Source organism: Aliivibrio kagoshimensis (assembly GCF_050337105.1).
Classification (GTDB): domain Bacteria; phylum Pseudomonadota; class Gammaproteobacteria; order Enterobacterales; family Vibrionaceae; genus Aliivibrio_A; species Aliivibrio_A kagoshimensis.
The window spans coordinates 135,490-159,325 of the sequence record NZ_JAKJSQ010000004.1 but is presented as its reverse complement, the minus strand read 5'-3'; the positions used below and the strand labels follow the sequence as shown (position 1 = coordinate 159,325).

Here is a 23,836-nt window from a genome sequence, read left to right as displayed (position 1 = left end):
TTACAGCTGGATAAATCAATGGCTTACCAGTAAATCCTCAAGGGAAAGTGAGCTTGAAAGGTAACAATTCGCAAAGTGAGAGTGAAATTTGCATTATGCACAACGACCGGTACGGCTGGTAGAACGAATATGGGTGCGGCACCACTGTCCTAAAGCAATCACAAGGGCAGCTAAAATGTAGATTGGCCAAGTGAAGCCTTGAGTTAAAAATGTTCCGGATACGACGGTCCCTGCCAGTCCAGCTAATAGAGCTTGTGCAGACATGTAGATATCAGCAGGCACTGTGGCGCGGTTTTTTTCGATTAGGGATAATGAACGACGACAAGAGGAAATCAGAACGGCGATAAGGTAGATAAATACCAATAATCCTAAAAATCCCGTTTCAGCCAAAATTCCAAACCAGGTACTGTGAACCGCATGGTTGAGTCCATCCCAATGGGCGCTGTAGTAGAAATAGTTGTAGTAAAAATTATCAATACCCACGCCCGTTAATGGGTTATCAACGGCCATTCTAAATGCGGCCTGCCACGCATAAAGACGGCCCATAGATGACTCATCAACTCCGACTTCAGTATTGCCTCCAAAACTGCGCTCAGACATTTGGGCCATGACAAACATACCAGCGGCCACGACCATACCTAATGAAATAAGTAGGGCTTTTGATTTTATATTTCGATAAGCAAAAACAGCAAAGACAGCCAAAATGCCTAACATGCCCCCCCGACTCTGAGTCGCTAATATCGCCAACAAGATTAAGATGATACCAATGCCACCTAGTAGCCTAGAGAGAGGAGTCATACGTGGAGAGAGGAGTAAACTGGTTGCAAATGCAGCAGGGAACATTAATACCAAAGAGAGATCGTTCGGATCGCCAAGCACTGACCCAAAGTCTCTTCCTATGGTAACGCGACTCCCTTCTACCAGACCAATTCCAGACACCTTGTTCATTAAAGCCACTACCGCGACCAAGCTCCCTGAAATGACATAAATTCTGGCTGAATACGCAAAATGTTGTTGTTCACGAGTGAGTAGTAGTATCGCAAACGACATCAGAGCGATTTTCCAGTAGATAGCGGTGAAATAGGTTAACGCCACCGGACGATTTCCCGCCATGACCACGCCAATGGCAACCAAAATAAAAAACAGAGACATCACGGTCTGTTCATGCGTCCAATAAATATCAATCTTTTTCGTTACCACTAAATGCCACAGCAATGCACACATTGAACCGAGAGAGAGCATCAACGGGATTTTTAAAGAGTAAAGAAAAGGCAACGCTTCGTGAATGCGAAAGAAAGAGAACACCACAAAGAGGGTGATCAATAAAAAGGTGGCGTTAATGGTAAACAGAAACGCCAACGGCAACAGTGCGACGACAACTACCATGTAGGGATTAGGAAGTAGGAACCAGCCGGCAGAGACAAATAAGCAGCAGCTGAAAGTAAGGAAATAGTGATGTTTTCCCATTTTACTGCTCCTGACTAATGGTGGTACCAAGGCGTTTTTGTATTGATGACCAAGCAAGAAATGAAAAGAGGGTCAAAAGAGATAATGAGAAAATAAGCACCATTGACATTGCCTCAATGTGAGGCGTATACATGATAAAACTAATGCCTAATAGCGAGGCAATCACCACTCTACGTAATGGGTACGGCAAAGGTAAAAATCGTTGACTGAAATAGTAGAACAACATAACCCGCATGCACTGAGCCACTAATAAGCCGACTAATACCCAATAAACCACCGAGAGTGCGTCGCTAGCAATCCACGCTGCACTCACCCACATCAACGAACTGCCGCACAGGGAGGCACTAAGGTTAATGTAAAATTGATGGGTGGTGGAGTGTTGACAAAAACAGCCAATATTGACCAGTTCAGTGGCCTCTTTAAACAACATGATAAGCAAGAAAAGAGGAATGAAATCGGCGGCTAAAGCATACTGAGGTGGAAACAGCCAGGCGATAACAACAGGAGAGAATAGAGCAATCTGCATACAGATAAACAGCATTAATGACAAACCAGCAAGCTGGACCTGCAGTGCTTTTTTATGTCCTCCTGGGCTAGCAAGTACTGTAAAGCGTTTAGGGGCCCACCACATGGTAAAAGGTTGCAGCAGCAGTACGGCACCCAAAGAGAATTTAGCGGCAACCGCGAAGCTGGCAAGCAGATCCAATTGACTGTAGGCAGCAATCAACCAGCGATCTAACCCCATTAAAGGAAAGTTTGCTAAACCACTACCAATAACAGGCAACGCGTAGAGAATAATTGGCTTCAGGGTATGTGTGTCTAAGGTAATGCCACTGGTGCGGAATTGCAAAATGGCTAAACCAACAGCTTGGAGGACCGCCGCAATTAATCCGGCTACTAGCACCGCGGTTATGCCACCAATAACATGCATAAATAGAATGGTGAGCATGGCGTGAAGAACCGCTCTACCAGCAGTAAAAAGAAAGAAGAGGTTGGCTCGATCGTTGAGTCTCAACCAGCCCAGTGGGACGGCAATGCAGGACTCTAAAGCCACTTGAGCGATAATCAATTGAATATGCAGCTTGTCAGCACTACCAGGAAGCAACCACTGAGAAAGTTGAGTGAGAAGAGGAAAAGAGAAGCACACTAATAAAAACACACAGAGACACAACCCATAAAGAGTAGCGGCAACTTGCCGCTTATCCTCATCTGACTCTGCAAACCCAACGTATTTATAGAGGGTCTGCTCAAGCCCGGCGGCGAACACAATACTGCCTAAAATCGCCAGTACCGTTAATGTCTCCAGTTGACCAAACTCAATCTGTGAGAGCTGTGTGGCTAACCAAGGGAGCATCAATAACGACACGCCTTTCATCAGTGCGATACTGGCACCAAAATAGAGAGTCTGTTGCAAAGCAAGATTGCGCTTCAGACTAAGCAACAGGCTGATAGGTCGCTTTGGGCTAAACATAACGTTCAGTACCGCTGTGTTCTGCATAGCTGATTTCGGTCACTTTTTCAATTAGGTGGTGGTAACAGTGCTCTGTGGTATAAGCAGATTTGGCCATTACCATTGCCCGTTTACCTAATAGGTGAGCCAAATCAGGGTTATGTTGTAATGATTGCAGCTTACAAGCGAGGTCAACAAAATCACCAGGTGTATACTTTAAGCAGTGGTAGCCATCGACTAACTGCCTATCCCACCATGCATCATCGGCAGGGATCACCGGACATAATCCAGCAGCCATCGCTTCTAAAATAGAGAGTCCGAAGGGCTCAGAAGTGCTGGTCGAGACAAATATTGAGTGTTGAGAACGTATTTGGTCATACGCTTCAGGATTGTCGTACCAAGTAATGTTCTCAATATCTTGAGGGGCGACATCCGTGTCAAGAGGGGTTGATTTTGGTCGAATGTAACAGACCGAAGTCGAGATGCGCCTTGGCATATTCTCTAGGGCAAGTAACAAAAGGGAGAGACCTTTCCATTTGAGCAGCGACGCTGCCCACAACACAGACATGCTTGTTTGGTCATGTTTGTAGGGTTGTGGCCAATGATGGCTAGGCAAACCATTGATCATGATCTGGTAACGGTCTTGGGTAAACAGGTCATTGATCTCACTGTCATCAAGAACACTAGATAAACAACGCGCAATAGAGGATTGAGCTGATGGCAAGAAGAAGACTAAATCGGAAGCGATGAGTGCTCTAGCGACCAGTTTTGATTTGGCTATCGGACCATGAATAAGCTGCAATACAGGGAAAAGGCGACCGTATTTTGCCATATGGAGCGCAAAGTCGACCGATGGACATGACGCACCAATAGCGAGTTGAAAAGGCCCTGTAGTTATGCGTAATAATAGTAATTGAAGTGCCATTAAAAAATGGCGAACCAGATACCAGTAGCCCGATTCACTATTAAGTAATCGGCTGAATTGCCACAGTGAAACGGTATGGCAATTGTCTCTATTTTCGGTGAAGGTCTGCCAATGTTCAGGGTAACTGGTCAACACATAACAGTGATAACTATTAGGCAAACAATCAAGAAAATGGGCGGTGGCAATTTTAGAACCACCTTGTGAATTAATGGGGTCAAAAATCAAAATCTTAGTACGTTTCATAACGAACACCTCTATTTATTAGAAGGTTGGCTCTGGGGAAAAGTCAGTCTGAGTAGCACTTGCGTTGCACGGCGAAATGCAGTGGTTACTTGATGAAATTTAGGCACAAAGTTGAATGCGGTTTGACGATATTGTGGGGCTAACAGCTGAGAGTACACCGCACACATCTTTGAAGCGTTTCTATGTATATCGAAATACTGATGCGCACGTCGATACCCTGCATGGGCAAGACTACGGCTAAACTCTGGATTGAGATAACAGCGTTTGATGCTTTGATATAGCTGTTTAATATCCCCTTCTTTATAGAGTAATCCATTATGCTCGTGGTTAACCACTTCGCTGATACCACCCACATCGGGAGCTACAACGGGCAGTTTTGCCACGCCAGCTTCGGTAAACACTAAACCGAAGACATCTTCACGTGTTGCCGACACAAAAAGGTCTGCACTATTTTTCATCTGTGCAACCACTTGGGTCTGTTCACCACAAAAATGAACGCGTTTACTAATACCCAGCTTTTTACTCAAATTCATCAACTTTTTCTTATCGGGGCCTTCACCTAGTATAGCTAAATGTATGGGGCGACCCTCTTGGGCAAAAAGATAGAGAACATGGAGCAGGTTATCGACGCCTTTACGATGAATTAACGATCCGACCGTCACCATTAAATAGTCTGACTGTTTAAGACCCAAAGATTTCTTCAGTGGGGTAGAGCGTTGAAACTCGAGAAGTTGAGTATCGATGCCATTACTGATTTTAGTGACGTGGTTCGGTGAGAAACCATCGTCGAGGAGCTGAGTGGTGACAGCGTCACTTACTCCGACTGCCATGCTGACAAGTGGAAGGCCAAACATCCAACGTTGATAAAGTGGATATAAAGAGTGTAAGTGAACCATCATAGGAAGATGGAAGTTACGTGCTAATAGGGTTGAAAGCCAAACAGGAGCGGCATTATTGGCGTGAACCAAGCGGATTCTGTGTTGACGAACAATGTCACAGCCCATTAAGACGTTTTGAATAAGGTGCAATGAAGAGAGGTTGCTTCGATATGTCTTTATGCCAAGTGCTTTGGCCTCTTGCTGCATTTTCTCTTGATTGCACCATAAAATGGGTTGAAAGTGAGCAGGTAGATGCTGCATTAAATCAAGTAGGCAGCGTTCACTTCCGCGAATCCAGTTCTCACCAAAATGTATGAATAAGATCGCTTTCTTTCTCTGTCTAATCATAACCATTGTCCTACTGAAAGTGTTACTAAAAAGACAGCAAGAGTGAGGCCATAATTGTTTTCGTTATTTTCCAGTGTCTTAGGGTTATTACCTTATGAATATTGAATTAAAAATTGCAAATTGCATCGCATTAAACGATTACGCCACTCGATATAGGTTAAGCAGTTGAGGCAAAATCGCCTGATCAGAAAAACCCTGACGAACGGTCTTTTGAGCAGCTTGTTGATATTGGCGTCGCTGAGTCGGTAATTGATTCAGATAAGCAAAAAGGGCATCTTGAAATAACAGCACCCGCTGGTCAGGGATCAACCAGCCATTATTTTCGTTCTTAATCAATTTGTTGAGGGAGCCAACATTAAAACCGATCACGGGAATGCCTCTAGCCATCGCTTCAATCGCCGCCATCGGCAATCCTTCAAAGCGAGAAGGCATGAGAAGTACACCAACATTCGACCACTGTTTACTCATATCTTGCTGACCGTGAAAAGTAACGTTGTCGGTCGCTGCATGTTGTAGCATCTCTCTTTCAGGGCCGTCACCATAAATATCAAAGTGAGTTTGCGGCATATTTTTGGCTAATGTCAAAATCCGGTCGGCGCCTTTTTCGTAACTTAAGCGGCCAACAAACGCCACATTGCCACCTTGACTGATGGGTTGTTTAACATTGGAAAGGAAATTATTGATCACTGTCGTTTTAAATGGAACGGAGTGAGCAATGGGCTCACTGACGGCAATCCTTTGAGTGGATAAAAAAGAGCTGTAGCGATCAATAAGATCGTAAATGGCTAATTTTCCTTGTTTATTTTCGCCAGCGTGGAAGCTACTGATCACTGGCACAGAGTGGATAATTCCCATGAGTCGACCCACAATGCCCGCTTTGTAACCATGTGTATGCATAATGGATGGAGGTGAACTTTTAAGCAGCTGATTAAGGCCAGAAAAGGTGTTGTGAAGTGAAATGTATGGCAGGCCAGCTTTGGAAAGTGCAGTGGCAAGGGGATGTTTTTCAGGGTATTTTTTTAAGAAAATGATGTGGACTGGGTGTTGCTCTTGCTGCAACGCTTTTGCCAATTGAAGGATATGACTCTCGATGCCGCCGAAGTGTCTACTGTCGATTAATAACCATATTGTCTGTTTCATGATACTGTCCCGCTGTTATTACCTTGGTTAAAAACCCAGCATAATTGATGCCATTTTCTAATATTTATGGCCAGCGAGACCAAAAAAGTCAGCAACAAGGCTGACTTTACCAATGAAACAAACAGTTAGTGATTAATAGCGGATGCTCACTTGATGGGCACTGCTGATAGCATCCTTCACTGCGCTATCAATATCTTGACGGCGAGTAATAGAGACACCTAAACGGCGGCAACCATCGATATCTGGTTTACCAAACAGCCGAACTTGAGTTTGCGGCTGCGCCAGCGCCTTGGCAACACCCTCAAATTGAATATTGGTTGATGTACCATCACCCATAATAACGGCAGAAGCACTCGGTCCGTACTGCACTACTGAGTTGATAGGCAATCCAGTAAATGCACGAACATGAAGTGCAAATTCAGACAGTTCTTGAGATATTAACGTCACCAAACCAGTATCGTGTGGGCGAGGGGAGACTTCGTTAAAATAGATGTTGTCACCTTTAATAAATAGCTCAACCCCAAACAACCCATATCCACCCAAGGCGTTGACTACTTTTTCAGCCGCTTGTTGAGCATGTTGTAATGCAACTTCTGTCATGGCTTGTGGTTGCCATGACTCTCTGTAATCACCGCCCTCTTGGCGGTGGCCGATTGGCGCACAGAAATGAATACCATCCACGGCGCTGACGGTAAGCAGAGAGATTTCATAATCAAAATCAATAAACCCTTCAACAATGACACGACCAGCGCCTGTACGCCCGCCTTCTTGTGCGTAGTCCCAAGCCGTTTGAATATCGGCTTGAGTTTTAATGACACTCTGTCCTTTCCCCGATGAACTCATGACTGGTTTTACGACGCAAGGAGTCCCTACAGATTGAACCGCAGCGGTAAAGTCATCAAAGTTGTCAGCAAACTGATAAGCAGAAGTAGGAATATTGAGTTCTTCAGCTGCTAGGCGACGAATTCCCTCACGGTTCATGGTAAGTTGAGTCGCACGTGCAGTGGGTACAATGTTGACACCTTGTTGTTCCATTTTAAGCAGAGAGGCGGTAGCAATGGCTTCAATTTCGGGCACGACATAATGCGGCTTCTCTGCAGCGATTAAGCGTTCTAATGCTTCACCATCTAACATATCCAAAACATAGCTTCGATGTGCTACTTGCATTGCTGGGGCATTCTCATAACGATCAACGGCAATGACTTCAAGACCGAGACGTTGACATTCGATAGCCACCTCTTTACCCAGTTCGCCTGATCCTAGAAGTAAAACCCGGGTTGCATCCGTTGATGTTGCTGTACCAAACATATAAAACCTATATAGATAAATAAAATGTGTTGAATTCAAGAAGTGGAGGCAAATAATACGGCATTTTTTTAAGGACGCAATCGATTGCGTTAAATTTCAAAAAAAAGACCAGCAACTCAACATTACTGGCCAAACTGTGCAACAGCACCTACAAACTATTAAACATTTTTAAAGAGTAAGATACTCCATTTCAATATCTGGGTTTATTGCCTCGAGTGTGCCTTGGGTGTCAACGAGGTGGCTAACAGCAGCATTGGTACGTTCAACCAGTGCGACGGCACGGATATTATTGAAAGAGCTTCCTGACATATTCATATTCACCAAGGCCACTTGTAGAGGTGGTAAGCTTGGGTTGAATGCTGCATTTTCTGCGTACATCCCCATGAAGATCTGGCCGTCAGCGGTTTCAATTGCCACGCCACTGACGTTGTGACTGTATGGGGCATGACTCTTATTGGTGGCAGAAAGCGCGGCGATTATCAATGGATGATCACTTTGACAAGTCAACTGGTGATCAACCGTCGCCATTAATGGTGTCGTTATGTCGAGGTCAGAAGGGCCAAAAGATTCAGGAAGATAAGCTTGTAAGGTTTTTTGCTCACGTTCAGGCAACTGTATGGTGAGCTCTGATGCTGTACTCAGTTCGTTCATGAATTGGCGGCAATGGCCGCAAGGACTAAAATTGATGGTCATATCCGAGATGCCCGTTTCACCATTCACCCAGGCGTAACTGATAGCAGATTGCTCGGCATGGACCGTTTGACCTAACTGCAACCCTAGAATTTCCATATTGGCACCAAAATAGAGGTTGCCAGATAAGCCACGCGCAATGGCTCCTACATAGAAATTGGAAATAGGAGCCACAGAATAAGCGGCAGCCAATGGAAGCATGGCCAAACGCAAGTCTCGGTCAGGCAAACCACTTTCATTCAGTAGCTGCTGAAACTGTGCTTTGGTGATCACCGAGCGAAACTCGGCACTAAGAACAATGGCAGAAACAGAAGCTTGAATGGAGCTAGGAAGCGCAGCAACCGCATCGTTAAGACGTTGATGAAGAGTAGATTGTTGTGATACAGACATAACGGCGTCCTTTTGAATATGGAGAAACAGTGTAACCACAGAGTTTCAATATTCCAGTGACGCACGTCACATATAAGTGATTGTTGTTGCATTGAATATCTACAAATGAGAGATATAGCGCAAACAATTTGCACCTTATGAATTTAATTCCTCATAGATGTCATTCATAGGTATTGATTCATGAGGGTTAACAGTGAAAAAATCACTGGTGCAATTAAAGAGGTAATGACACCGCAGATCACCATAGCTAAAGAACTGAATGCACCGTCTTTAGCATGTACTTCAACGGATTTAGCGGTTCCTAACCCATGAGAAACACAGCCCATGGTGATTCCTTTAGCCACCGAGTTGTTGATATTGATCGCTTTATAGATTGGGTAGGCGAATATTGATCCGGTAACACCAGCAATGATAACTAGAATAGAAGCAATGGCAGGCTCTCCCCCTAACTGTTCAGCAATGGCCATTGAGATAGGAGTAGTGACTGATTTAGGCAAGATAGCTGCCACAAGGTGCATCTCGGCACCAAGCAGTATAGCAATCACACCAGAAACCAACATCGACATAAAACAGCCAACTGTGCAGGTAAATAGGATCAATTTCCAGTGCGCACGAATAGCGGGAAGCTGTTCATACAATGGATAAGCCAGAGCCACCACAGCAGGTTGCAACAGATAGTGGATAGGGTAATTATCCCTAAAGTACGTATCGTAAGGAATGTCCAATAACAACAAGGTTGGAATAATGATGAACATGCTTATCAAAAACGCACTATTAAGTGGGTGTGGGTATTTACGGGCAAAAGCACGAGCGAGATAAAATACAACCAGAGTGAGTATGATCCACATGTTACTTACTGCCCCCTTCGAGTTTTTGAATCAGTAGGGCTAAAAACACAATCATGATTAAAGTGCCACCAGCGGTGCTCACTAATATTGAGAGCGCATTTTGTTGTAACAGATCCAGGTGGTCAATCAAACCAACAGAGACTGGAATGAATAACAGCATCATACTTCGAACCAACAATACCGAGCTCTCTTTAGCCCAACTTGGTTTGACGATCCCTGATGCTAAAAAGAGAAACAGGAGTAACATACCGATGATGCTACCGGATATGGCCAATCCGGTAACATTTTGAAGATAATTGCCCACAAGAAGGCAAGCCATCACGATGGCAAAGGAACGCAGATACTTAACTATAATCACAGCAAACTCTTATCGATGAGGTTGATTATGAGGCGATGTTCTCTACATATTGATATAGAGAGGTAAGAATTTGGATATTCTTCTCATTGCCTTCATTTTCTGCAAACTTTTGTTGCAGGTTTTCCATGTACTCAGGAAGGTGTGTTTCATAGTAATCACGCAGATAGTTAGCCCAACGCATCTGCTCTTGTTCATCTAAGGTGTCAGGGAAATTGCGGGCACGGTAGCGAAACAACAGCGGCTTTATTCGAGGGTCTTCGACATTCAATTCAAAATCGATCAATTGTGATGGAGATGAGTTTCGAATGATATCAATGGTCGTTTTATCTGCGTTAGAGAAGAAACCACTGTACAGCTGAGTATCTACATTATTATCATTTTCGTATTCACGTTCAATAGCAAATAGCTGAATTAATTTTTGGCGAATCTCTGGGTTTTGTTTAATCAGGGCTAAATGGCTTAAACAGGCTTGACGGTCAATCCCTATGGTTTGGGCATTTTCAGCGGTAAGGGTTTTGGCAGGAGCTAAGATAGGGCACTTATTTAAATGAACCAACTTAACCGGAATCGGAAGTTCACCAGGGGCCAAATCAGCACGCTTGGTGTACATTCTTTGTTTTATCTCATCAACAGAGAGTTCTAACAATGGAGTTGGATCCATGGCGACATTCACGGTGATCACCGCATTGTTATTACTAGGATGCCACGCAACAGGAACAATCCAAGAGGTATTCGAGCACTCAGTACCAAACATCCCGGAGACATGCATCAGCGGGGTAAGATTAACAATATCAACCAGCTCATTCAGCTTTCTCTTGTGACGCATATTCAATAAATAGTCGAACATCTTTGGCTGTGCTTGTTTGAGCTTTTTCGCTAATTCGATCGTTGCATGAACATCCGCCATGGCATCATGCGCATTGGCATGTTCAATATCATTTTCTAGCGACAGCTTTTCCAGTCTAAAGCTTGGTTTTCCTTCTTCGTCTACAGGCCAGTTTATGCCATCAGGGCGCAAAGCATACACCGCGCGCATTACATCAAGTAGATCCCAACGAGAGTTACCGTTTTGCCAACTCCACGCATATGGGTCAAAGAAGTTACGGTATAAGGTATAGCGAGTCACTTCATCATCAAATCGGATATTGTTATACCCAAGAGAGCAGGTATTGGGTGTAGCAAACTCATTGTGGATTTGTGTAATAAACTCTTGCTCAGTTAACCCCTTCTCAATGGTTAATTGAGGCTTAATACCGGTAATTAGCGCCGCCTCAGGAGAGGGAAGGTAATCGGCCGGTGGTTTACAATAGATCACCAACGGCTCACCAATGATATTGAAATCCATATCAGTACGAACCCCTGCAAACTGGCAAGGCCTATCTTTCGCCGGGCTAACGCCCCAAGTTTCGTAATCGAAGAAGAAAAAGCTAGGTTGATGATCGTTTTTCATACAGAAATCCAAAGGTTAGTGCCGATATAAGGTATTAGAGCATTTGTGATAGAAGCTGGCAATTATTGTAGAAGCAGAGAAGTCGAATTGTTTTAATTCATTGTGTACTAAATAGGAATATCTAGCCCAACCTTAACCTCTTTCATCACAACATTGGTTTGGAACTTATGAACGGTCGAGTCGTTTAAAAATAGCTCTCTAGTCACCTCTTCATATTTCATCATATTTTCGGCTGTGATGATTAAAACAAAATCATTATCTCCAGCTACGTAATAGCACTGTTGTACTTCAGGGCATTTTTCAATTTTATTCCTAAAGCTGTCGATAATTGCAGCGCCGCCCCTGACCATCACAACTTCTACGATCACCGTGACAAATCCACCAATTTCAGCACCATTAAGAACGGCAATCTCTTTTTGAATAGCACCAGATTGACGTAATTTTTTAATCTTACGTTGTACTGAAGTCGCTGACAGCCCTAATTCAAAGCCAATCTCTTCGGTGGTTTTTCGTGTGTCTGTTTGCATTATTCTCAATATTTGACGTTCAAACTCATCCATTTGCAGAAAACCTTCAGTTATTAAACTAAATAGCCGAAAATCGGCTCTATTTGATGATTTTAGATGCAACTCACAGCCTTTGTAAATCTAAAATAGAGACAAGTTTTAAAAGCATTAAATGGAGAGAAAATGGAACAGATTAAAAAAAATGTCATTTTGGGCGTTGGATTAGGTTTGGTTGCTTCATTTATGTGGGGCAGTTGGCCAGTAATATCGAAATTAGCGACGATTCAACATCTATCTGGTGTTGATATTACGTTACTGAGGTTCTTGGTAGCAGGGGCCATTTTGTTGCCTGTGCTTTTCTATCGTTCGATTTCACTTCGTACAATAACAACAAAAGGAGTGCTACTTGCCATAGGTGCTGGTGCGCCCTATGTTCTATTAGCGACCACAGGCCTGCAAGTCTCAAGCAGTGCACACTTTGGGTTGATTACCCCAAGCACTATGCTTCTTTTCTCAACACTGGGTAGCGTTCTTTGGTTTAAAGAATCAATGAAACCATCAAAACTGATTGGGATACTATTTATCGTAATAGGCGTTGCTATTATTGGAGGAAGTAGTGTCGGTACCGCTAGCACTTCAACATTGATGGGGGATGTCATGTTTATCGGCTGTGGGTTACTGTGGGCTTCATACACATTGTTATGTAAATATTGGGAACTTAACGCATGGGTTGCCACCGCGTTAGTTTCTGTGGTATCTGCACTCTTTTGCTTTCCACTTTTTGTAATGAATATCAGCAATATGATTGAACGAATCCCTATTGAAGGTTTGATTATGCATGGGGTATTTCAAGGTGTATTAGTGGGAATTGTTGCGCTCTATTGTTATTCAAAAGCAGTATCAATCCTAGGGGCAACTCAAGGGGCGGTTTTTGCCTGCTTAGCGCCACCAGTATCATTACTCCTAAGTGTGTTTTTACTTGACGAACCACTTGAAATAACCGCTGTTATCGGCCTAATCAGTATTTGTTCTGGAATGCTAATTAGTTTACGTGTCATTACACTGAGAACAAAAGGTGATAAAAGGTTGCAAACTGTTCGGGTGCTAAAATGAAGAGAGTGTTAAGTAGATAGTACTTGGCATTGGAAATACTAATTAATGAATCGATTTCTTTACTTTATACATAGCCAAATCAGCAACATGTAGTAGCTCATCAAAAGAAGTACCGTCTTGTGGAAATTGAGCACGACCAATACTGGATGAGATACGAAGCTGTTGATCGTTAAGCTCGAACGGGGTATCGATTACCTTGCTGATATGAGTAATCAGCGGATCAATACCCTCGGTTGAGATTGAGTTTGGAATGATAAAGACAAATTCATCACCGCCAATACGAGAAAACATACCAATGTGGTTAAAGTAGGCTTTCATTCTGTCAGAAAGGGCGATCAAAAGTTTGTCACCAACACTGTGTCCAAACTGATCGTTCACTTGTTTGAAACCATTCAGATCCAAATAGAGCATATGGAAGTAGGTACTGTTATCCACGGAGTATTGAATCATGGTGTTAACGTGCTCTAACAACATTCGTCGGTTGGGCAGTTGTGTCAAACCATCATGAAGGGCTAAATATTCAATCTCATCTTTTTCATCTTGCAAGCTATCGTGCAGCTCAATAATCTTATTATGACTTATGCTATTGGTGACCGCGATTGTGAGGTAGTTAGTGATCCCTTGTAGTAGGGAGACCAATTGTGGGTCAAATACATTCGCATCGACACTTTGAAGAGTGAGCACACCAATCGGAGAGTCATTCATACTAATAGGGATAAAAATGGCAGAGTGCATACGAATATCACCGATCTCAAGATCGGAGGTAGTGAGAATCTCATCCCGGCCTATTAATACCGTCTCCTGTTGAATAAAGCAGCGTGCATTAAAGCTGATCGCCTCAATAAGTGGAATCTGATAGGGAGATAATTGCTCGTCAAACTCAATAGCATAATCAAAATCTAAACCGTTCTTTAGTGGATTATGAATGCCAAGACATAGAGCACTGACGTTCATCACTTCGGAAACGGCAGTGTATAATTTGGAAATCACCACCGTCATATCAAGACTTGAGGCGAGGTCTTGGCCCAGTTTTTCGATCAATAGGAATCGATTATGAAGTGTTTGTAGCTCTAAGCGCATTTCACGTTCTGAATCGACTTTTTGCTTCAAATCGTCAATGCGGTTTTTCTGTTTAAATAACTCAAGTTGTTGCTGTGCCTCTTCACCATCTAACCACTCTTTATCAATCGAGACTTTCTTTAAGGTATTAAAGGCTTTTTCAAATAAGCCAGTTTTTGCATAGCAGTGACTTAATAGTTCTTGCGCTTTAATAATGATGGTAGATTTGCGGTTATGCGTGAAGCTGTTAATCATCGCATTTAAGCGACCGATCGCGTCATCGAATTGATTAAGCAAGAAAAAAGTGTGTGCATATTCATATTGCGCAATATGGTATGAAACCCCTGCTGTTGAACGATTAAATCGTTTGAGTAATTGTTCATAAGCGGCTAAAGCGCTAGGTAGTTCATTCTTCAATTTATATTGACGCACAGTGCCTAAGTCGGAGAGGAAAATGATCAAACTGCACTGACTGATCTCTGCTAACTGTTTTGATGTGATAAGGTGTAGTTCGGCTTTGTCGAGCTCATTTGTCGCTTGTAACGCTTCCGCCATACAGCTATGGAAAAGACTAAGATTATCATCAGTAATATCAGCTTTGATTGACTTGTCTTCGAAGATAGTCCGAACTTGTTCTAAGGTAATGAGCGCCGCTTTAGAATTATCTAATTCTAAATAGATTGTTGCGATATTTAGCAGTATAGGGATTTCCAGCGCTAACTCATCAACGTTAGTAAAGAGTTGCAGTGCTTGAGTAAGAGACTCTATCGCCGATTGGTAAAGGCTCTGCTCCATATAAGAGACGCCTAAGCCGTTAAAGCAACGAATCATTTTAGGTTTATTATGAATGGCGCTGTACAGAGAGGTAGATTCTAGAAAGTGTTGAGAGGCCACTTCAGGTTCACCTTGATAGACAAAACACCAGCCTAAATGCAGCTCACATTCCGCTTTTATTTCTTTGGTTACAAAAGTTGAAGATAGGATGCAATGAATGATGTCAAATGCAGATTGAGTATCAAACTGCATAATCTCCCAACTTTTATCAAGTTGAATCTTGATTTCTAACTCATTCATTTTAGTTGTCTTAACCATAAGAAATATCATGATAATAATGAACTAAATTAACGTAAAGACCTAAAAAGGTACAGTTAATATGAATAATTAGTGTTATTGGTGAGAGCTGCTTTTTGTTATTACACACCCAGTATCATATTACATTCATAATGTTTAAGAATGAGTGAGTTAATAGTGAGCCGTTGTATTAATGGGTTTTAATCAAAATATTGTGCGACATATCGATTAACCTTAATGATTACATTAGACGCAGCATTAGATCGAGTCGCTATCCCTGTTGGGATATAAATTTAGAAGATCGTTATAACTAGTCATTTTTTCACGTAATAACTAGTCGCTAAAACGATTACTCTTCTGAGGATTTTTTTTATGTTTATGTTGGTACATATTTCGATCGGCTTCTTCTAATAAGGTTTCAAATGGCAAGGTGCTATAACAATCGAGGATGCTCGTACCGTAACTGACCGAGCTGCGCTCGAGTTGTACATTTCCTTTTACAGTATTGGCGTAACATTTCTCTATGCGGTTAGCGATAGTGGTGAGTTCGAGTCTAGAGCCAATTTGAGAAATAACGATAAACTCATCTCCTCCCACACGGGCGATTAGGTCGCTCTCTCTAAAATTACGTTGTAGAACTTTGGATAGAGTGGTGATGCATTTGTCGCCGGCATTATGTGTAAAGGTATCATTTACCTGTTTAAGGTTATCAATGTCTAAATAGATCACGCCAATTGAACTTTGATAACGTTTGGCATCTTTTAACTTTTGCTCTCCTAATAGTGTTAAACCACGTCGGTTATACACGCCGGTCATTGAATCTGTTAATGCTAGTTCCTCTAATGCTTGATAATCTTTGTACATTTTCAGATCGGACATGATCAACTGAGCAAAATGAGCGAGCACTTTTTGTAACGTAGAGGAGTAGTTCGTGGGTGCAGAGTCAATGATACAGAGAGTTCCAAATTGAGAGCCATCTGGCCAAAGCAAAGGATAGCCTAAGTAGGAACGTTTTAAGTCGGAGTTGATTGCCTCATTGTTAGACCAACGCGAATCACACTGAGTATCAGGAACGTACAGTTTGGAATTGGTTTCTAACATATGACGACAGAGCCCACCGAACTCCCATGACCATTGCTGATCACGTTTAAGGAGGGTTTTTTCAGTATTACTGACTTTCAAAACGTTGAAAGTGTGCTGATGTAATTGAACAATCGCACAGGTTGGTGCGTTAAACAGCTCCGCCAAAAGATCCGCAATTTGCTGCCATTTTTCAAGGTCAATAATCGACTGATTAGATTGAGATAGATATTCATTATCATTGTTCATCAGCTATCTCCTGTTAAGGGCTTCTTACAGTATAGACCTAAATATTAAGGCGTTACATAAGTACACTCAAACAGAGTAACGACTATTAACGATAGGAAGCATCGAGTATAACTTGCTCAATAATGATGGGCTCAACAGGAACATCGTCATGACCCTCCTTCGAGTGGGTTTTAACGTTAGTCATTGAAGTAACAATGTCCATGCCCGCTGAGACTTTACCAAATACAGCATACCCCCAGCCATTGTTTGTTGTCGCTGTATGGTCTAGAAAGTCGTTATCAGCGAGATTGATAAAAAACTGTCCAGTGGCGGAATGTGGAGCATCAGTACGGGCCATTGAAAGGGTACCGGTCAGGTTTTTTAAACCACGGTTCGCTTCATTGGGTATTGCCGATCGAGTTGGTTTTTCGTACATTTCGGGTGTAAATCCGCCCCCTTGAATCATAAACCCTTCGATAACACGATGAAAAATGGTTCCATCATAAAAGCCATCTTGGCAATATTTTAAAAAATTCTTTGAACTGACAGGAGCTTTATCAAGGTTGATTTCAATGTTGATATTGCCGTAATTAGTAACCAAGGTGATCATGTTTAACAGAGCCAGATAGAATGATAATAGAGTGGTAGTATACGTTAATGTAACCAAATTTTTACCCATTATTTGATCCTAGTATAGGTTAAGCAGTCAGTATGAGATTAAGAGATTTGAAGGGTTTTGGCCCTAAGAGCGAAGAGATTTTAGCCATTGTCGATGTTCACAGTGTCGATGACTTTATGGCAATAGACCCTTTCGAGTTATACCGCTTATTAAAAGCCGATGTGAAAGGAACTGGGTTGAATTCCATTTATGCCATTATTGGTGCCAGAGAAAATGTTCATTGGCAGGAAGTCTCTAGAACCAGAAAAACGGAAATCTTGTTACGCCTAGAAGACATGGGTCTAGCACCTAAATAGAACTAAACCTTTTATATCTGTGGATTGGCGCTACGAATTATTCAGGGTTAAGTAGTAACCTATAATGAGAATTGTTATGGAATAACAGCCACTTTGGAGACAAGGATGACGACGATTACTCATGACTATGTGACCCTCAAATCGGCTTGTGCTGATGAACTAAATGTTTTGTACCATCTGATCACTGATGATGAGCAGTGGACTCAGTTTAATGGTCCTTACTTTCCCTACCAAACCCCCACCATTCAAGAGTTTGAACACGGACTTTTTAGACGATTATGCTTAGGTGACGATATGTTGCTGATTATGGTCGGGGATAAGCCAGTCGGTTCTGTTAGTTACTACTGGGAGTGTGAAGTAACAAGATGGCTAGAAATGGGTATCATTTTGTACGATCCTAGCTGTTGGTGTCATGGTCTCGGTCGAAAAGCCCTAATAGCTTGGATCGACTACCTCTTTGAGTCTATAGATATTGAGCGAGTAGGGCTAACCACGTGGTCTGGAAATCCTAGAATGATGTCTTGTGCTGAGAGGTTAGGACTAAAGCAGGAGGCTCGGATTCGAAAGGTGCGCTATTACCAAGGGTATTACTACGACTCAGTAAAGTACGGGGTGTTACGAGATGAGTGGCGTGAAATTCGTAGAGCACATAAACGTTAAAATAATTGTCATGATAAAACGCTTCCCAAATAGCTAATTTCGTTGTAATAAGTAACAGTAGATTTCTACATTACTTTTTGTGAGACATTAAATGAGTAACGAAATAAAACTGCGTGCATTAGAAAGAACAGATTTGCGTTTTATTCATCAATTAAACAATAACCGTACCATCATGTCTTATTGGTTTGAAGAGCCGTATGAGTCGTTTGATGAACTCGAAGAGCTCTATAATAAACATATCCACGACAGTACTGAGCGACGGTTTATCGCCGAAGATAACCACCAACAGCAGATTGGGTTGGTGGAGCTGGTCGAAATTAACTATATCCACCGTAGAGCTGAATTCCAGATAATAATTACTCCTGAGTATCAAGGGCAAGGGTACGCTTCGCTTTTAATTCGCCGAGCCCTAAACTATGCATTCACCATCTTAAATTTACACAAAGTCTATCTACAGGTGGCGTTAGATAATGAAAAAGCAATTCATCTGTATGAAAAATCGGGTTTTATTGAAGAGGGTAATTTGAAAGCTGAGATCTTTATCAATGGTCAGTATTGCGATGTAAAACGCATGTATATATTGCAACAAACCTATTTTAATCATCAGTAAAAGACCTGCATGAGAGATATGTTTACTGTGCAACCGATTTTCCTTAGCCAATAACATTGAGCCATAACCATGAAAATAGATTTATCTTCTTTAATGACAGAAAGCCGAAATGTGAACAGTGAAAAGATAGATACGCTTTCTACATTAGACATGCTGAAAGTGATTAATCATGAAGACCAGAAAGTAGCATTGGCAGTTGAACTGACATTACCAGCAATCACTAAGGTGGTTGATGCGGTGGCAAATGCTTTTCAGCAAGGTGGAAGGCTTATTTATGTCGGTGCAGGTACATCTGGACGATTGGGGATATTAGATGCAAGTGAATGCCCTCCGACTTTTGGCGTTAGTGCAGATTTGGTTGTGGGTCTCATTGCAGGTGGACACCAAGCCATCTTAAAAGCAGTAGAGAATGCAGAAGATAACAGAGAGTTAGCGATTCATGATTTGCAACAGTTGTCGTTTTGTCGCAAGGACGTATTGATCGGCATTGCGGCAAGTGGGCGAACTCCGTATGTGTTGTCAGCAATGGAGTATGCACTTTCTCAGGGTGGGTGTGTTGCGTCTTTAAGTTGTAATCCGAATAGCCCGATGAACAATCTGGCTCAGTTCGCTATTACGCCAGTAGTTGGCCCTGAAGTGGTTACTGGCTCTTCTCGAATGAAAGCGGGGACAGCCCAGAAATTGGTTCTGAACATGATCACCACTGCGGCGATGATAAAAACGGGTAAGGTGTTTGGCAATTTAATGGTGGACGTTGAAGCAACAAATGCCAAGCTCATTCAGAGACAAAAGAACATTGTTGTAGAAGCGACAGGGTGCAGCGAAGAGGAGGCGATTGAGGCCTTATGTGAGTGCCAGTATCACTGTAAAACAGCGATTTTAATGGTGATGGCCAGTATTGATGCTGCAAAGGCGAAAGCGTGCTTAGACCGTCACAATGGTTTTATTAGACCGGCATTAAATGAGAGCTTAATAATATAAAACATCGATTATATGTGACATGTAGATTGCAACCTGTGTCATATTTGATTTGGCGTAAAATAATTAACCACATAGAATTTATTAATAAGTATTAACTTACCCATATCAATTGATTTATATAGTATTTTATTTGTGATCTAAATCAACAGATCATTAGTTTCATTGTGTTCATAATGTGCGGATAAAGATAATTAACAGCAGGAATTATCATGTACAAATACCATAAGCAGCACTAAATTGTAGCTACTAATGAGTGGCCTTTTAGTCACCAGTTATGTCAATTTAGTACAGGTTGTTTAATGGTAGTATCGAGTAAAAATCAGTTTAATATATTAACGTTGATTCAATATAGTGCAATATTGTTGTTAACCACCTCTTTTGTACTCCCTGTGCTCGCGGCTCCCTCAATGTACAGTAGCCAAGTGCCCGATATTATCTATGGTTGGAAAGCGTTCCTATCGGGTCTAATCCAATTGATCTTTATTTGCGGCGTGGTGATTCAGCTCATTATCAATGCAGTGGTTAGCTTTAATATTGTAGAACTCTTCTCTGCGATGGAAATGGCTTTGGTAGGGATTCCTGTTTTAGCCAATTTTACGTTTATCTGTAGTTTGGTAAATAGCTATAAACAACAAAATAGACGTGCGATCAATTTTGCTATTTTAACCGTACTTTTAATGGTTATCTTTTTATTACATCACCAAGCACTGGTAGGCCCAGATATATCAATAATGGATATTGAGCCGCTTTTGGGGGCGTATATATGGGCGGCGTCTGGAGGGGTTCTGTTTTTGTCTAGCTGCCTGAGCTTGAAGGGTAAAGGTTGATGTAACAGCTAAGACTGAAGCGAAAAGGGGAATCGTCGTTTCTGTTTTTTTTTATCGCTCGCTTTCACAAAATCAGTGATATTGTCAGGTAAATCACTCTCTTTATTGGGTATCTCAATACCAACCCATTGGGTTAACTTTTGCCATAATTCATCATCAACTTCCGGATTGATGTCTAAAAAACAGGTTTGAGTTGAGAACATCTCTTGGTAACAATTATCTTCAGTCATGGCACCTAAAAGTGGGTATTTCATGTGCTTTAATACATTTTCAACACATTCATGACCAATATTACTTTTACTGGCACGAGTAATTACAAACGCCAATTCAACATTATTTCGGCTAAATACTTTTGATGAAATTAACTGTTTAACAAACTTCAACATTGAATGAATATCAATCGGTGAAGGTTGGAGTGGAAATACGATTTTATCCACCATAGAGACATATTTTTCCATTTCGAACAGACTGAAATTAGAGGGTGAGTCAACCACAGTAATTTCAGTATCAGCTTCAAGACGCAGTGCTAATGAAAATGGAATATGCGAAGAGGGTTGATATTTTTGAGCTCTTACATCTGCATTTTTAGAGCCCCAAAAATAACTGGTCTCTTGAGGGTCCAGATCAATCATTTCGGTTTTCATTCCATGGTGGGCGTAAAGCGAAGCGATAGAGATAGCGAGGGTTGATTTGCCTGCTCCCCCTTTTCGGTTAATAACCAGTATTTTTTTACTTGCTGCTCTTTTATAACCAACTAAGATAATTGACTCCAAACCACTGCGGATAATTATTCAAACCGACATAACGAGTTTACTACTATTAGTGTCCTCAGTATGTGCATCTATCTTCATTTATTAAATAAAGTATTGACATATCTGCTCGGAATGCAAAGTTATTATTAAAGTAAATCGATAATAACTCATAGTCAGCAACCAGCTATACGCTTAGAATGGGCTATATCATTTTTTAAAAAGCGATTTTATTGCCATGATCACTATTCGAAGCGCTGACATTTTAGATTTAGAACAGCTGAATAAACTGATGTATGATTTGCATCATTTTCATCATCAGGCTTGCCCTGAACATTTTAAAAGTGCCGATGAGATCAGTGAAGAGAAAAATATTGCTCTCTATTTAAATGAACCTGAATGTCTTCTCTATATTGCCCTCGAGAAAACAGACGAGGAGGGGGAGCTGATAGTCGGTTTTGTTACTGGCAATTTTAGTGAATTGGTGTCGGTAGTCAGTAAACCTGTAATGATGGGCTCGGTTGATGAGTTGTATGTTATTCCTCGCTATCGACGCCAGGGTATTGCTGAACAACTCTTCGATCGGATTGAGCAGGAATTTTTGGATTACGGCGTGAAACAGTTGTTTGTTGAAGTGTGGGATTTTAACAAATCGGCACTACACTTTTATCAATCAAAACAATTATCTCCCCATATACATTGGCTAAGAAAGGATTTATCCGAATAGTTTATTGATAACCACTCATATTCCATTACACTACGCCTATTATTTTACGGAGCTAATTAAGTGGTCTACAACCCGTCCCGCATCCTTATCTATGCCATGTTTTCTATCCTTTTATTTGGCTTTTTTCTCCCTGTGCATTCTACTGAAGCGTTAGAACAACAAACAGGTAGCAGAATCACTGAGATCCCAGAAAATATTGTGGGGTCGGTCTGCGTCATTCACGTTGGTGAAAAAGTGGTTATGATCAAAGAGTTGATCACGGGAAAACTCTCACTTCCTGGGGGAGGTATTAACGAGGGTGAAACCTACCAACAAGCGGCAGAGCGAGAAGTGTGGGAAGAGACAGGTTTAGTTGTTACCGCTATGAATTTATTGGATACCGATACCAGCGCTGTTATTTACTCTTGCCACAGTGATACGGAAATTCTAGCCAGCGGTTTTGAACCACGAGCTGGCTTTCATATTATTCCGTCGTGGTTCGCCCCCCATTATGGCAGTGAAGTCAGGGAGGTTTTTTTAGCCGACCTGAATTATATCAATGAAAGTGAGTATCGATTTCCGCTGCAGTTTCCACTGATTGCCCAATGGATTACTAATGAGATTGAGAGTGATGTTGCCTATTACGATCAACTTATTGAAGCCGCTTCCACCATGCATCAAGTTGAGTTAAATTGGATTGTTGAGTTTCAACATGCAATTGATGATATGCCACAGATTATCTCCAATGTGGTGCAAAGCTTATTGTGGTCACTCAACTTCGTTAGCGAGCAGTATTTCATTTTTTTATTATTTCCTTTTTGTTTGGTGTTGTTTGGACGTGAGTTTAGCTTAAAGCTCATCTTTGCACTCTTAATCAGTGTGGTATTTGCCATTGTTGCGAAACAAGGAATGGCTTGGCCTCGTCCATATATTTATATTCCACAGATTCAGCAGATAGCAGCTAATGGTTATGGGCTACCAAGTATAAACTCAATGATATCGGTGATTATTTACGCGATGGTATGGCGTGAACTCTCATCCATATACGGTGAACAGCTTCGAAGACGCTTTATACCACTGTTCATCTGTTTAGCGTTAGGGACCTCGGTCGCTCGGATATGGTTAGGGGTGCAGTTTATCTCAGACTCATTAGCAGGGATTGCGCTGGGATTACTGGTAGTGTGGCACTTTGTTCGATTAGAGAGCAAACCTAACCACTCAACCGATGTGATATTAGCGTCTCCTATTTTTTGGTGGGTGATTGCTTGTGGTATTGGTATTACTGGTGTTGTCTTGCACATTGCGAGTTGTGTCTATATATCAGCAGCAGCGGTTGCGATGGCGTTAAGCTTAAAGGCATTTAGTCATTACAATAGTCCAAAATCACCAAGAGTAAGAGTCAAGATACTCTGTGTTAGCTTGATGGGTGTCGTCATACTCACTTATGGATTAAGCGTGCTGTCTGAACTGATTTCTGCCAGCAGCATCGCTTCAATTGCCACAACGTCGGCGCTCTATTTCATGGTCGTATTGTTTAGTTTTGCGAGCGTATCCATTCTATCAAACCAGCAGAATAAATGAGACTAATACCTATTAGTGAGTAGTTTAAGAGTCCTTGATGGGCTCTTTTTTAATTTTTAGCAACAAACATTCTTTGCAAGCCTACCTTTATTGATAAATGTCTTTTTCCCTGTTTCAAATCAAAGTTAGTTTGATTGTTGAGACGTATTATCAGATCAATAAAAGAATAATTTTTTGATGAGAGTTCATCATTTG

General features: G+C 41.8%; 23 protein-coding genes. 8 read left to right on the top strand and 15 right to left on the bottom strand.

What is annotated here, in order from left to right:
* Positions 1 to 93: 93 nt before the first annotated feature.
* From L4C32_RS02520 to L4C32_RS02470, 11 genes are all read right to left on the bottom strand, one after another.
* Positions 94 to 1,467, bottom strand: a complete 1,374-nt coding sequence (locus tag L4C32_RS02520) for an O-antigen ligase family protein (RefSeq protein WP_428195276.1) — start codon at positions 1,465 to 1,467, stop codon at positions 94 to 96.
* A gap of 1 nt (position 1,468) precedes the next feature.
* On the bottom strand, positions 1,469 to 2,965 hold the full coding sequence (locus tag L4C32_RS02515) for a lipopolysaccharide biosynthesis protein (RefSeq protein WP_428195275.1): 1,497 nt from the start codon (positions 2,963 to 2,965) through the stop codon (positions 1,469 to 1,471).
* Positions 2,931 to 4,085 (bottom strand): glycosyltransferase, encoded by a 1,155-nt coding sequence (locus L4C32_RS02510; protein ID WP_428195274.1) that lies wholly within the window; start codon positions 4,083 to 4,085, stop codon positions 2,931 to 2,933. The genes L4C32_RS02515 and L4C32_RS02510 overlap by 35 nt, the downstream gene beginning before the upstream one ends.
* A gap of 11 nt (positions 4,086 to 4,096) precedes the next feature.
* Complete coding sequence (locus L4C32_RS02505; RefSeq protein ID WP_428195273.1) at positions 4,097 to 5,311, bottom strand: glycosyltransferase; 1,215 nt, start codon at positions 5,309 to 5,311, stop codon at positions 4,097 to 4,099.
* 138 nt (positions 5,312 to 5,449) lie between these two features.
* Positions 5,450 to 6,451, bottom strand: coding sequence for a glycosyltransferase family 4 protein (locus tag L4C32_RS02500; RefSeq protein ID WP_428195272.1), 1,002 nt, complete (start codon positions 6,449 to 6,451; stop codon positions 5,450 to 5,452).
* Between the two features lie 132 nt (positions 6,452 to 6,583).
* Positions 6,584 to 7,759: a formate-dependent phosphoribosylglycinamide formyltransferase gene (gene purT, locus L4C32_RS02495; protein WP_428195271.1), complete on the bottom strand. Its 1,176-nt coding sequence runs from the start codon at positions 7,757 to 7,759 to the stop codon at positions 6,584 to 6,586.
* Positions 7,760 to 7,927: 168 nt separating this feature from the next.
* On the bottom strand, positions 7,928 to 8,839 hold the full coding sequence (gene cdd, locus L4C32_RS02490) for a cytidine deaminase (RefSeq protein ID WP_428195270.1): 912 nt from the start codon (positions 8,837 to 8,839) through the stop codon (positions 7,928 to 7,930).
* Between the two features lie 164 nt (positions 8,840 to 9,003).
* Positions 9,004 to 9,687, bottom strand: a complete 684-nt coding sequence (locus tag L4C32_RS02485; protein ID WP_428195269.1) for an LrgB family protein — start codon at positions 9,685 to 9,687, stop codon at positions 9,004 to 9,006.
* Between the two features lies 1 nt (position 9,688).
* A complete protein-coding gene (locus L4C32_RS02480) occupies positions 9,689 to 10,045 on the bottom strand; it encodes a CidA/LrgA family protein (protein ID WP_428195268.1) in 357 nt (118 codons plus the stop codon).
* Between the two features lie 25 nt (positions 10,046 to 10,070).
* On the bottom strand, positions 10,071 to 11,495 hold the full coding sequence (gene sbcB / locus L4C32_RS02475) for an exodeoxyribonuclease I (RefSeq protein WP_428195267.1): 1,425 nt from the start codon (positions 11,493 to 11,495) through the stop codon (positions 10,071 to 10,073).
* 107 nt (positions 11,496 to 11,602) lie between these two features.
* Complete coding sequence (locus L4C32_RS02470; protein ID WP_428195266.1) at positions 11,603 to 12,055, bottom strand: Lrp/AsnC family transcriptional regulator; 453 nt, start codon at positions 12,053 to 12,055, stop codon at positions 11,603 to 11,605.
* Positions 12,056 to 12,184: 129 nt separating this feature from the next.
* Here L4C32_RS02470 and L4C32_RS02465 point away from each other — a divergent pair, with 129 nt between their 5' ends.
* Complete coding sequence (locus tag L4C32_RS02465) at positions 12,185 to 13,114, top strand: DMT family transporter (RefSeq protein ID WP_428195265.1); 930 nt, start codon at positions 12,185 to 12,187, stop codon at positions 13,112 to 13,114.
* A 42-nt stretch (positions 13,115 to 13,156) separates the two neighbouring features.
* Here L4C32_RS02465 and L4C32_RS02460 read toward each other — a convergent pair whose 3' ends face one another.
* The 3 genes from L4C32_RS02460 to L4C32_RS02450 all read right to left on the bottom strand — a co-directional run bounded on the left by L4C32_RS02460 (position 13,157) and on the right by L4C32_RS02450 (position 17,162).
* Positions 13,157 to 15,247 carry a diguanylate cyclase domain-containing protein gene (locus L4C32_RS02460; protein WP_428195264.1) on the bottom strand — a complete coding sequence of 697 codons (2,091 nt, stop codon included), beginning with the start codon at positions 15,245 to 15,247 and terminating at the stop codon, positions 13,157 to 13,159.
* A gap of 330 nt (positions 15,248 to 15,577) precedes the next feature.
* On the bottom strand, positions 15,578 to 16,573 hold the full coding sequence (locus L4C32_RS02455; RefSeq protein WP_428195263.1) for a sensor domain-containing diguanylate cyclase: 996 nt from the start codon (positions 16,571 to 16,573) through the stop codon (positions 15,578 to 15,580).
* Positions 16,574 to 16,658: 85 nt separating this feature from the next.
* A complete protein-coding gene (locus tag L4C32_RS02450; RefSeq protein WP_428195296.1) occupies positions 16,659 to 17,162 on the bottom strand; it encodes a peptidylprolyl isomerase in 504 nt (167 codons plus the stop codon).
* A 101-nt stretch (positions 17,163 to 17,263) separates the two neighbouring features.
* On the opposite strand from L4C32_RS02450, the gene L4C32_RS02445 reads away from it, so the two are divergent.
* The 5 genes from L4C32_RS02445 to L4C32_RS02425 all read left to right on the top strand — a co-directional run bounded on the left by L4C32_RS02445 (position 17,264) and on the right by L4C32_RS02425 (position 20,605).
* Entirely contained in the window at positions 17,264 to 17,527 is a 264-nt protein-coding gene (locus L4C32_RS02445) for a TfoX/Sxy family DNA transformation protein (protein WP_428195262.1), read from the top strand.
* Between the two features lie 105 nt (positions 17,528 to 17,632).
* A complete protein-coding gene (locus tag L4C32_RS02440; RefSeq protein WP_428195261.1) occupies positions 17,633 to 18,187 on the top strand; it encodes a GNAT family N-acetyltransferase in 555 nt (184 codons plus the stop codon).
* A gap of 91 nt (positions 18,188 to 18,278) precedes the next feature.
* Positions 18,279 to 18,797, top strand: a complete 519-nt coding sequence (gene speG / locus L4C32_RS02435) for a spermidine N1-acetyltransferase (RefSeq protein WP_428195260.1) — start codon at positions 18,279 to 18,281, stop codon at positions 18,795 to 18,797.
* Between the two features lie 69 nt (positions 18,798 to 18,866).
* Positions 18,867 to 19,778, top strand: a complete 912-nt coding sequence (gene murQ, locus L4C32_RS02430; RefSeq protein ID WP_428195259.1) for an N-acetylmuramic acid 6-phosphate etherase — start codon at positions 18,867 to 18,869, stop codon at positions 19,776 to 19,778.
* A gap of 299 nt (positions 19,779 to 20,077) precedes the next feature.
* Positions 20,078 to 20,605 carry a hypothetical protein gene (locus tag L4C32_RS02425; protein ID WP_428195258.1) on the top strand — a complete coding sequence of 176 codons (528 nt, stop codon included), beginning with the start codon at positions 20,078 to 20,080 and terminating at the stop codon, positions 20,603 to 20,605.
* 8 nt (positions 20,606 to 20,613) lie between these two features.
* On the opposite strand, the gene L4C32_RS02420 is transcribed toward L4C32_RS02425, so the two are convergent.
* Positions 20,614 to 21,378 carry a ParA family protein gene (locus L4C32_RS02420; protein WP_428195257.1) on the bottom strand — a complete coding sequence of 255 codons (765 nt, stop codon included), beginning with the start codon at positions 21,376 to 21,378 and terminating at the stop codon, positions 20,614 to 20,616.
* Between the two features lie 208 nt (positions 21,379 to 21,586).
* Here L4C32_RS02420 and L4C32_RS02415 point away from each other — a divergent pair, with 208 nt between their 5' ends.
* Together L4C32_RS02415 and L4C32_RS02410 are read left to right on the top strand one after the other, a co-directional pair.
* The gene (locus tag L4C32_RS02415) at positions 21,587 to 22,081 is read left to right on the top strand and encodes a GNAT family N-acetyltransferase (RefSeq protein WP_428195295.1); all 495 of its coding nucleotides are present in this window, start codon (positions 21,587 to 21,589) and stop codon (positions 22,079 to 22,081) included.
* Positions 22,082 to 22,141: 60 nt separating this feature from the next.
* The gene (locus L4C32_RS02410; RefSeq protein WP_428195256.1) at positions 22,142 to 23,641 is read left to right on the top strand and encodes a bifunctional NUDIX hydrolase/phosphatase PAP2 family protein; all 1,500 of its coding nucleotides are present in this window, start codon (positions 22,142 to 22,144) and stop codon (positions 23,639 to 23,641) included.
* The last annotated feature ends 195 nt before the right edge of the window (positions 23,642 to 23,836 follow it).

Coding starts and splice junctions, on each gene's coding strand:
- L4C32_RS02520 (WP_428195276.1), bottom strand. CDS start 1,467: ATGGGAAAACATCACTATTTCCTTACTTTCAGCTGCTGCTTATTTGTC.
- L4C32_RS02515 (WP_428195275.1), bottom strand. CDS start 2,965: ATGCAGAACACAGCGGTACTGAACGTTATGTTTAGCCCAAAGCGACCT.
- L4C32_RS02510 (WP_428195274.1), bottom strand. CDS start 4,085: ATGAAACGTACTAAGATTTTGATTTTTGACCCCATTAATTCACAAGGT.
- L4C32_RS02505 (WP_428195273.1), bottom strand. CDS start 5,311: ATGATTAGACAGAGAAAGAAAGCGATCTTATTCATACATTTTGGTGAG.
- L4C32_RS02500 (WP_428195272.1), bottom strand. CDS start 6,451: ATGAAACAGACAATATGGTTATTAATCGACAGTAGACACTTCGGCGGC.
- purT (WP_428195271.1), bottom strand. CDS start 7,759: ATGTTTGGTACAGCAACATCAACGGATGCAACCCGGGTTTTACTTCTA.
- cdd (WP_428195270.1), bottom strand. CDS start 8,839: ATGTCTGTATCACAACAATCTACTCTTCATCAACGTCTTAACGATGCG.
- L4C32_RS02485 (WP_428195269.1), bottom strand. CDS start 9,687: ATGTGGATCATACTCACTCTGGTTGTATTTTATCTCGCTCGTGCTTTT.
- sbcB (WP_428195267.1), bottom strand. CDS start 11,495: ATGAAAAACGATCATCAACCTAGCTTTTTCTTCTTCGATTACGAAACT.
- L4C32_RS02470 (WP_428195266.1), bottom strand. CDS start 12,055: ATGGATGAGTTTGAACGTCAAATATTGAGAATAATGCAAACAGACACA.
- L4C32_RS02465 (WP_428195265.1), top strand. CDS start 12,185: ATGGAACAGATTAAAAAAAATGTCATTTTGGGCGTTGGATTAGGTTTG.
- L4C32_RS02460 (WP_428195264.1), bottom strand. CDS start 15,247: ATGAATGAGTTAGAAATCAAGATTCAACTTGATAAAAGTTGGGAGATT.
- L4C32_RS02455 (WP_428195263.1), bottom strand. CDS start 16,573: ATGAACAATGATAATGAATATCTATCTCAATCTAATCAGTCGATTATT.
- L4C32_RS02450 (WP_428195296.1), bottom strand. CDS start 17,162: ATGATCACCTTGGTTACTAATTACGGCAATATCAACATTGAAATCAAC.
- L4C32_RS02445 (WP_428195262.1), top strand. CDS start 17,264: ATGAGATTAAGAGATTTGAAGGGTTTTGGCCCTAAGAGCGAAGAGATT.
- L4C32_RS02440 (WP_428195261.1), top strand. CDS start 17,633: ATGACGACGATTACTCATGACTATGTGACCCTCAAATCGGCTTGTGCT.
- speG (WP_428195260.1), top strand. CDS start 18,279: ATGAGTAACGAAATAAAACTGCGTGCATTAGAAAGAACAGATTTGCGT.
- murQ (WP_428195259.1), top strand. CDS start 18,867: ATGAAAATAGATTTATCTTCTTTAATGACAGAAAGCCGAAATGTGAAC.
- L4C32_RS02425 (WP_428195258.1), top strand. CDS start 20,078: ATGGTAGTATCGAGTAAAAATCAGTTTAATATATTAACGTTGATTCAA.